The organism is Acidocella sp., assembly GCF_035535915.1.
GTDB lineage: Bacteria > Pseudomonadota > Alphaproteobacteria > Acetobacterales > Acetobacteraceae > Acidocella.
The window spans coordinates 24,521-31,887 of the sequence record NZ_DATLPB010000052.1; the positions used below are offsets into that span (position 1 = coordinate 24,521).

Annotated in this window: 8 protein-coding genes, 1 tRNA gene and 1 pseudogene; 5 read left to right on the top strand and 5 right to left on the bottom strand. The window is 69.0% G+C overall.

What is annotated here, in order from left to right:
- Nucleotides 1-117: 117 nt before the first annotated feature.
- Nucleotides 118-456, bottom strand: coding sequence for a P-II family nitrogen regulator (locus tag VNC39_RS06455; protein ID WP_325397352.1), 339 nt, complete (start codon nucleotides 454-456; stop codon nucleotides 118-120).
- Between the two features lie 274 nt (nucleotides 457-730).
- Between VNC39_RS06455 and VNC39_RS06460 the strand changes: the two genes are divergently transcribed.
- The 3 genes from VNC39_RS06460 (at nucleotide 731) to VNC39_RS06470 (ending at nucleotide 2,618) form a co-directional block, all read left to right on the top strand.
- On the top strand, nucleotides 731-1,912 hold the full coding sequence (locus VNC39_RS06460) for an aminotransferase (protein ID WP_325397354.1): 1,182 nt from the start codon (nucleotides 731-733) through the stop codon (nucleotides 1,910-1,912).
- Nucleotides 1,913-1,941: 29 nt separating this feature from the next.
- A tRNA-His gene (locus tag VNC39_RS06465) sits at nucleotides 1,942-2,017 on the top strand.
- 16 nt (nucleotides 2,018-2,033) lie between these two features.
- Nucleotides 2,034-2,618: an NTP transferase domain-containing protein gene (locus tag VNC39_RS06470; RefSeq protein ID WP_325397356.1), complete on the top strand. Its 585-nt coding sequence runs from the start codon at nucleotides 2,034-2,036 to the stop codon at nucleotides 2,616-2,618.
- A gap of 142 nt (nucleotides 2,619-2,760) precedes the next feature.
- Here the strand turns inward: VNC39_RS06470 and mutL are convergent, their stop codons facing one another.
- The 4 genes from mutL to VNC39_RS06490 all read right to left on the bottom strand — a co-directional run bounded on the left by mutL (nucleotide 2,761) and on the right by VNC39_RS06490 (nucleotide 6,781).
- A complete protein-coding gene (gene mutL / locus VNC39_RS06475; protein ID WP_325397358.1) occupies nucleotides 2,761-4,554 on the bottom strand; it encodes a DNA mismatch repair endonuclease MutL in 1,794 nt (597 codons plus the stop codon).
- 55 nt (nucleotides 4,555-4,609) lie between these two features.
- Entirely contained in the window at nucleotides 4,610-5,164 is a 555-nt protein-coding gene (locus VNC39_RS06480) for an RsmD family RNA methyltransferase (RefSeq protein ID WP_325397360.1), read from the bottom strand.
- Nucleotides 5,165-5,340: 176 nt separating this feature from the next.
- Nucleotides 5,341-6,078 carry a pseudouridine synthase gene (locus VNC39_RS06485; RefSeq protein WP_325397362.1) on the bottom strand — a complete coding sequence of 246 codons (738 nt, stop codon included), beginning with the start codon at nucleotides 6,076-6,078 and terminating at the stop codon, nucleotides 5,341-5,343.
- Nucleotides 6,071-6,781, bottom strand: a complete 711-nt coding sequence (locus VNC39_RS06490) for a gamma-glutamyl-gamma-aminobutyrate hydrolase family protein (RefSeq protein WP_325397364.1) — start codon at nucleotides 6,779-6,781, stop codon at nucleotides 6,071-6,073. Before VNC39_RS06490 ends, VNC39_RS06485 begins: the two co-directional genes overlap by 8 nt.
- A gap of 55 nt (nucleotides 6,782-6,836) precedes the next feature.
- On the opposite strand from VNC39_RS06490, the gene VNC39_RS06495 reads away from it, so the two are divergent.
- Nucleotides 6,837-7,274 (top strand): nucleoside deaminase, encoded by a 438-nt coding sequence (locus VNC39_RS06495; protein WP_408840290.1) that lies wholly within the window; start codon nucleotides 6,837-6,839, stop codon nucleotides 7,272-7,274.
- Nucleotides 7,267-7,367 (top strand): annotated as a pseudogene (locus tag VNC39_RS06500) (ribonuclease HII); the annotation flags it as partial. The gene VNC39_RS06495 and the pseudogene VNC39_RS06500, both read left to right, overlap by 8 nt.

The window sequence follows — 7,367 nt, forward strand, 5'->3', positions numbered from 1 at the left end:
ACACAACGGCGCCGCACCACGCGACGCCGAATCTTGAAGCGATTGCCCGGCATGTTAACCATGCCCGCCCCCCGCCACAATGGCCGGGCCGAACAACAATCGCGCCGGGCCGGCCGGTCAGATCGCCGCGTCGCCCTTCTCGCCGGTGCGGATGCGGATCACTTCCTCGACCGTGGAAATGAAGATCTTGCCGTCGCCGATGCGCCCGGTGCGCGCCGCGTTCATGATCGCCTCGACCGCGCGCTCCACCACGTCATCCGCGCAGACCACTTCGATCTTAACCTTAGGTAGAAAATCCACCACGTACTCGGCCCCGCGATAGAGTTCCGTGTGTCCCTTCTGGCGGCCGAATCCCTTGGCTTCCACGACCGTGATGCCTTGCAGGCCCACCTCGTGCAGCGCCTCCTTCACTTCGTCCAGCTTGAACGGCTTGATGATCGCTTCGATCTTTTTCATCTGGTTCACGCCCGAACGAACCGGGCGCCTCCTCTGTGTCCTGCGGCCTGCGCACTTTATTGAGTTGGCGCGCCAGCCAAAGGGCTGGCCCTGTTAGCTTTGCATATGTCGTGCCAGAAAGGAATTTCCTCCAGAGGCCGAACTGACCAAATAATGCGCTCCGGCAATGGTTAACATCGCGCAAGCTACGGCGCCATCTGCCTATATTTTCGGCACACTTGCCCGTTGCGCGGCTGCCCCTTAATTTATCACCCTCTTGGTTAAGGATGCTCCGTTGAAACCCGCGAACGCGTTGCTTGAACAGACCGGCACGACCATCTTCACCATCATGTCGGCCTTGGCGCAGCAGCATGGCGCCATCAATCTCGGCCAGGGCTTTCCCGACACGGACGGCCCGGCGGATGTGGTGCAGGCCGCCGCCGTTGCGCTGCTCGACCAGCGCAACCAATATGCGCCGCTCACCGGCCTGCCGGAGCTGCGCACCGCGGTCGCCGCCGCCAACCAGCGTTTTTACGGGCTCGACATCGACCCCACCGCCGGCGTGGTGGTCACCTCCGGCGCCACCGAGGCGATCACCGCCTGCCTGATGGCGCTGCTCAACCCCGGCGACGAGGTGGTGCTGATCGAGCCGCTCTACGACACATATCTGCCGGTGGTGACCATGCTCGGCGCCACCGCGAAGCTGGTCCGCCTCACCCCGCCCGAGTGGGCCTTGCCGCGCGAAGCTCTGGCCGCCGCCTTCTCCCCCCGCACCAAGCTGCTGCTGCTCAACTCGCCGATGAACCCGACCGGCAAAGTGTTCTCGCACGAGGAACTGTCATTCATCGCCGAGCTGTTGCGCGCCCACGATGCCTATGCGGTGTGCGACGAGGTCTATGAACACCTGGTGTTCCGCGGCGCCCGGCACATTCCGCTGATGACGCTGCCCGGCATGGCGGCCCGCACCTTGCGCATCGGCAGCGCCGGCAAAACCTTCTCGCTCACCGGCTGGAAGATCGGCTACGTGTCCGGTGCCCCCGCCCTCATGAGCCTGGTCGCCAAGGCGCACCAGAATCTCACCTTCGCCTCCGCCCCCAATCTGCAACGCGCGGTCGCCGTCGGCTTAAGCAAGTCCGACGCCTATTTCGCCGCCCTCGCCGACGAGCTGCAGGAACGCCGGGACATCCTGGATTCCGGGCTGCGCCGCCTCGGCTTCAAGACGCTCGCCACCGACGGCAGCTATTTCATCACCGCCGATTTCTCCGGCCTCGGCTTTGACGGCGACGATGTCGCCTTCTGCCGCACCATCACCACGCAAGCCGGCGTGGCGGCGATTCCCGTGTCGGCCTTTTATGTCGGCGCCGCGCCCAGCCATTACGCCCGGTTCGCCTTCTGCAAACGCCCGGCGCTGCTCGAGGAAGCCATCGCCCGCCTGGAACGCTGGCGGGCGTCTCAGACATTGACGACGACCGCCTGACAGCGGTACGAGGCAGCGCACCCTTGATGGCGGACGTAGCTCAGTTGGTAGAGCGCCGGTTTGTGGTACCGGTTGTCGCGGGTTCGATCCCCGTCGTTCGCCCCAAGGTCTTTCCCCCCAAATGACCATCGCCGCTCTGATTCTCGCCGGCGGCCAGGGCAGCCGGCTCGGCTATGTCGACAAGGCCTTCCTGACCCTGAATGACCGCCCGCTGATCGCGCTGCTGCTCGAACGGCTGGCGCCGCAGGTTGACACCATCGCCATCAGCGCCAACGGCGATGCCGCCCGCTTCGCCGCTTGGCCCCTCCCGGTCCTGCCCGATCCCCCGGAACATGCCCGCAAGGGCCCGCTCGCCGGCCTCGCCGCCGGCCTCGCCTGGGCGGACCAAAGCGGCGCGGCGACGCTGCTCACAATCCCCGTCGACACCCCCTTCGCGCCGCTGAACCTGCGCGCCGCGCTGAGCCCGGCCCCCGCCGTCGCCTGTCACGGCGGCCGCCAGCATCATCTCGTCGCGCACTGGCCGGTCGCCTTCCGCCCGGCCTTGGAACAATTCCTCAGCGTCCCCAGCCCCTACCGGGTGCGCGACGCGCTCGATCTCTGCGCCGCCCGGCCGGTGGATTTCCCCGGCCCGTTCGACCCGTTCCTCAACATCAACACGCCGGCCGATCTCGCCGCCGCCCGGGCAATCGCAAAGCAAGCGAAGTAAGAAGCCGCTTTTTGAAAAAAGCGGCGCCAAAAACTTTTGTTACGCTGGGCCGGGGGCTGTGTCGCTGACAACGCCCATGACCCGGCATAACAAAGTTTTTTTGCTACTTTTTGTTCACAAAAAGTAGCGCTTCCTGCCTTGCTTACAGCCCCCGCCGGCCGAACATTTTCTCCAGCTCCGCCTGCGAGAGTTTCAAAAAAGTCGGGCGGCCATGGCTGCAGGTGGCGGCGCGCGGCGTGGCTTCCATCTCGCGCAGCAGCGCGCTCATTTCCTCCACCGTGAGCCGCCGCCCGGCGCGGATCGAGCGGTGGCAGGCGAGCCGCGCCAGGGCCGCGTCGAGCCGCGCCTCGAGCGCCACCGGCACGTCGCTTTCGGCGAATTCCTCGGCGAGGTCGCGCAGCAGATCGGCGGCGTCGGCGTGTTTCAGCGCCGCCGGCACCGCGCGCACCAGCACCGCCCCCGGCCCGAACGCCTCGATCTCCAGCCCCAGCCGCGCCAGGGTCTCCGCCTGGGCCAGCAGCCGCAGCGCCTCGAGCGGCGCGAAATCCACCACCACCGGCAACAGCAAAGGCTGCGCGGCCACCTTGCCGGCGAGAAATTCCGCGCGCAGCCGCTCTTCGGTGAGGCGCTCATGGGCGGCGTGCTGGTCGACCAGCACCAGCGACCCGTCGGCCGCCACCGCGAGCAGGTAGGTGTCGAAAATCTGCGCCACCGGGGCGCCCAAAGGATGCGCCGGGTCCGGCGCCGGGGCGGCGATCTGCCGCGCGGACGGCGGCGCGACGAGCGCCAGCTCGGCCTCGGCGAAGCCGCGCGCCGCCGCCGTCGCCGGCATATAGGAGGGCGGCCGCAGCGCCAGGCCCGGGGCGCCGCTCGGGCGCGACAATGACGACAATGGCGCGGCCGGGGTAAACGGCGCCAAGGGCGCGGTGGGGGCGGAACCCAGACTCACCGGCCGGTCCAGCAGCCGCGATATCGCGCCCATCACTAGGCTGCGCACGCCATTGGCGTCGGCAAAGCGCAATTCGGTCTTGGCCGGGTGCACGTTCACATCCAGCGCCTCGGCCGGGACCTCCAGCCGCAAGGCCGCCACCGGATGCCGCCCGGCGGCGATCACGTCGCGATAGGCCAGGCGCAGCGCCATGCGCAGCACCGGGTCGAGCACCGGCCGGCCATTGACCACGAAACTCTGCAACGCGGTGGTGGCGCGCGACAGGCTGGCCGGGCCGGCCAGACCGGTGAGCCGCACCCCCTCGCGGGTCGCGTCCAGCGCCAGCATCACCCCGGCGGCCTCGCGCCCGAACAAGGCGGCCACCCGTGCCGCCTCCTCCTGGGCCGGCACGTCGAACAGCACCCGCTCGTCCGAGACCAGGCGGAACGCCACCGCAGGCGCGGCCAGCGCCAGCCGCCACACCGCGCGCTCCGCCGCCTCCGCCTCGGCGCGCGGGCTGCGCAGAAATTTCCGCCGCGCCGGGGTGGCGAAGAACAGATCCTCGACGATCGCCCGCGTGCCGACCGGCCCCGCCGCCGGCATCACCCCGCTGACCGCCCCGCCGACGACGCTCAGGCGGTAGGCCGAATCCTGCCCCGCCGGGCGGCTGATCAGCGTGAGCCGCGCGGCCGCGCCGATCGAGGGCAGCGCCTCGCCGCGGAACCCCAACGTGGCGATCTGCACCAAGGTTTCGTCGACGAGCTTGGAGGTGGCATGACGTTCGATCGCCAGCGCCAGCTGGTCCTCGGCGATGCCGCACCCGTCATCGATCACCTCGATGCGCGCGATCCCGCCGCCCGCCAGGATCACCTCGACGCGCCGCGCCCCGGCATCCAGCGCGTTTTCGACCAGCTCCTTCACCGCCGCCGCCGGCCGCTCGATCACTTCGCCGGCGGCGATGCGGTTGACGGTCAAAGCCGAGAGGCGGCGGATGGTCGGACTCAACATAAACCCGTTCTAACACAACCCGGCCCCGGCAGGGCTAGAGCTCGATGGCCTTAAGTTAAAGCGTGGCGAACACCAGCCGCGCCGGACCGTGGCGGCGTTCCGCCAGCAACATCGCCGGCGCCCATTCATCGCCGGGGCCGAGCTCCGCCAGCACCACCGCGCCGGGGGCGAGCCAGCCGCGCGCCGCCAGGGCGCCAAGCGCACGCGGCACATAATCCTGCCCGTAAGGCGGGTCGAGAAACACCAGTTGATGCGGCCGCCCCGGCGGGGGCGCCAGCGCGTCCCCTGCGATCACCTGGGCGCTCGCCTCCGCGCGGCAGGCGGCGATGTTCTGGCGCAACGCCGCCAACGCCGCCGGCGCGCGCTCGAAAAACACCGCGCTTAACGCGCCGCGCGAGAGCGCTTCCAGCCCATAGGCCCCGGTGCCGGCGAACACGTCCAGCACCTGCGCCTGGCGCAGAAACGCGTTCCCGCCCCAGGGCGCGTGCAGCAACATGTCGAACGCCGCCTGGCGGGCGCGCACATTCGTCGGCCGGGTCTCCAGCCCCGCCGGGGCCACCAGCCGGCGCCCGCGCCACGCCCCGGCGATGATCTTCGGGCCTTGGGTCATGGGGCAGTCAAGCAAGGCCAAGGGCTCTGCCCCTTGGATCCCCGCTAAGGGCTGAGCCCTTAGAACCCGTAAGGAGGGTTATCGAGGCGGGGGCCCGAGTGTTTCCAACGCCGGCAAGCAACGGCGCGCCATGGGCGCGACGGGACAGAATCCCCCTGGCCTTCCTTAGGACCACGTCACTTACCAAGGCCCGGCACCTGTTCGCGGAGGATTTTGCCGTTGACCTCTTCGACGGCGCCGCGCGTGAGGTTGCCGAGCTGGAACGGCCCGTAAGCGACGCGGATCAGGCGCGTGACCGGCAGGCCCAACGCCTCCATGACGCGGCGGATTTCCCGGTTCTTGCCTTCGCGCAGCGAGATGCTGAGCCAGCTATTGGCGCGCTGCACGGAATCGATGGCCGCCTCGATCGGGCCGAAGCGGGTGCCGTCCACCACCATGCCGTCGGCCAGGCGCTTGAGCTTCTCCGGGGCGACGCCGCCATGCACGCGCACCCGGTAGCGCCGCAGCCAGCCGGTTTCCGGCAGTTCGAGCCGGCGCGACAACGCGCCGTCATTGGTCAGCAGCAGCAGCCCCTCGGAGGTGAGGTCGAGCCGGCCGATGCTGATCACCCGCGGCAGGTCGGGCGGCAGATGCGCGAACACGGTCGGCCGCCCTTCCGGGTCCTTATGCGTGGTCACCAGCCCTTCCGGCTTGTGGTAGCGCCACAGCCGGGTGCGTTCCGGCGCGCTGACCGGCTTGCCGTCCAGCAGCACGACATCGCCGTCTTTGACGAACACCGCCGGATGCGTCACCGCCTCCTGGTTCAGCCGGATGCGCCCGGCTTCGATCATCGCCTCGGCGTCCCGGCGGCTGGCGATGCCGGCGCGGGAAAGGAATTTGGCGATCCGCTCGCCGCGGTTGTCCCCCTCAACCATTGCAGGCGGCCACGAAGGCGGCGAACAGCGCCTGATCGCCGGGGTCGGCAAAAAATTCCGGATGCCATTGCACGCCCAGGCAAAAACGCTGCGTCGGGTCTTCGATGCCTTCGATCACCCCGTCCGGCGCCACGGCGTTGACCACGCTGCGCCCGGGATCCTGCACCGCCTGATGGTGCGAACTGTTCACCCGCATAAGCGGCCCGACCAACTGGTGCAGCAACGTGCCGGGGCTGATCGCCACCTCATGGCTCGGCTCGAAATGGGGGGTCTTCTGCTCATGGCCGAGCGCGTGCGGGATCGCGTCGGGGATATGCTGGATCAGCGTGCCGCCGAGCGCCACGGCCAAAAGCTGCTGGCCGCCGCAAATCCCCAGCACCGGCAAATGGCGCGCCAGCGCGCCGGTCAGCAAGGCCAGCTCCGCCTGGGTGCGGTCGGCTTTCAGCGCCACCGTCTCATGCCGCTCGCCCGCGCCATACAGAGCCGGATCGACGTCGAACGCGCCGCCGGTCACGATCAGCCCGTCCAGCCGGCCGAGATAGGCGTCCGCGAGGCCCGCATCATGCGGCAACGCCACCGCCAGCCCGCCCGCCGCCGCCACCGCCGCCGTGTAATTCTGCCGCAGCGCGTACCAGGGATATTTGGACCAACCGCCGGCCGGTTCGGCATCCAGCGTGAGTCCGATCAAAGGGCGAGTTATCATGGCGTGCAACTAGACCGGCCCACCGCCCCAAGGCAAACTTTATCCGATGACGCCGATGGACCTCGCCCTTGACCAAGCCAGACACGCCGCCGCGCGGGGAGAAATCCCGGTGGGCGCGGTGGTGACCGATGAAGCCGGTGTGGTGCTGGCGGCCGCGGGCAACCGCACCGAGGCGGCGCGCAACCCGGTTTGCCATGCGGAAATCGTTGCGTTGCAGGACGCCGCCGCCGCCCGCGGCGGCAAATTCCTCGCCGATTGCACGCTCACGGTGACGCTGGAGCCCTGCGCCATGTGCGCCGGCGCGATCAGCGCCTTTCGCATCAAAAAGCTGGTGTTCGGCGCCTACGACCCGAAATCCGGCGGCGTCGAGCACGGGCCGCGCGTGTTCGCCCACACCACCACCCACCACAAGCCGGAAATCATCGGCGGGGTACGCGACTCGGATTGTTCTGCTTTACTGACGCAATTCTTCGCCGGATTGCGTGATGCCTGACCTGAAGCACGAAAAACGGATCGGCGGCCGCGTCGCCGGGGTGGACGAAGTCGGGCGCGGCCCGCTCGCCGGCCCGGTGCTGGCCGCCGCGGT

Excerpts from the sequence above, each read along its gene's own strand:
- VNC39_RS06480 (WP_325397360.1), bottom strand. The coding sequence starts at position 5,164 with ATGACCCAAGGCCCGAAGATCATCGCCGGGGCGTGGCGCGGGCGCCGG.
- VNC39_RS06455 (WP_325397352.1), bottom strand. The coding sequence starts at position 456 with ATGAAAAAGATCGAAGCGATCATCAAGCCGTTCAAGCTGGACGAAGTG.
- VNC39_RS06490 (WP_325397364.1), bottom strand. The coding sequence starts at position 6,781 with ATGATAACTCGCCCTTTGATCGGACTCACGCTGGATGCCGAACCGGCC.
- VNC39_RS06495 (WP_408840290.1), top strand. The coding sequence starts at position 6,837 with ATGGACCTCGCCCTTGACCAAGCCAGACACGCCGCCGCGCGGGGAGAA.
- VNC39_RS06485 (WP_325397362.1), bottom strand. The coding sequence starts at position 6,078 with ATGGTTGAGGGGGACAACCGCGGCGAGCGGATCGCCAAATTCCTTTCC.
- VNC39_RS06470 (WP_325397356.1), top strand. The coding sequence starts at position 2,034 with ATGACCATCGCCGCTCTGATTCTCGCCGGCGGCCAGGGCAGCCGGCTC.
- mutL (WP_325397358.1), bottom strand. The coding sequence starts at position 4,554 with ATGTTGAGTCCGACCATCCGCCGCCTCTCGGCTTTGACCGTCAACCGC.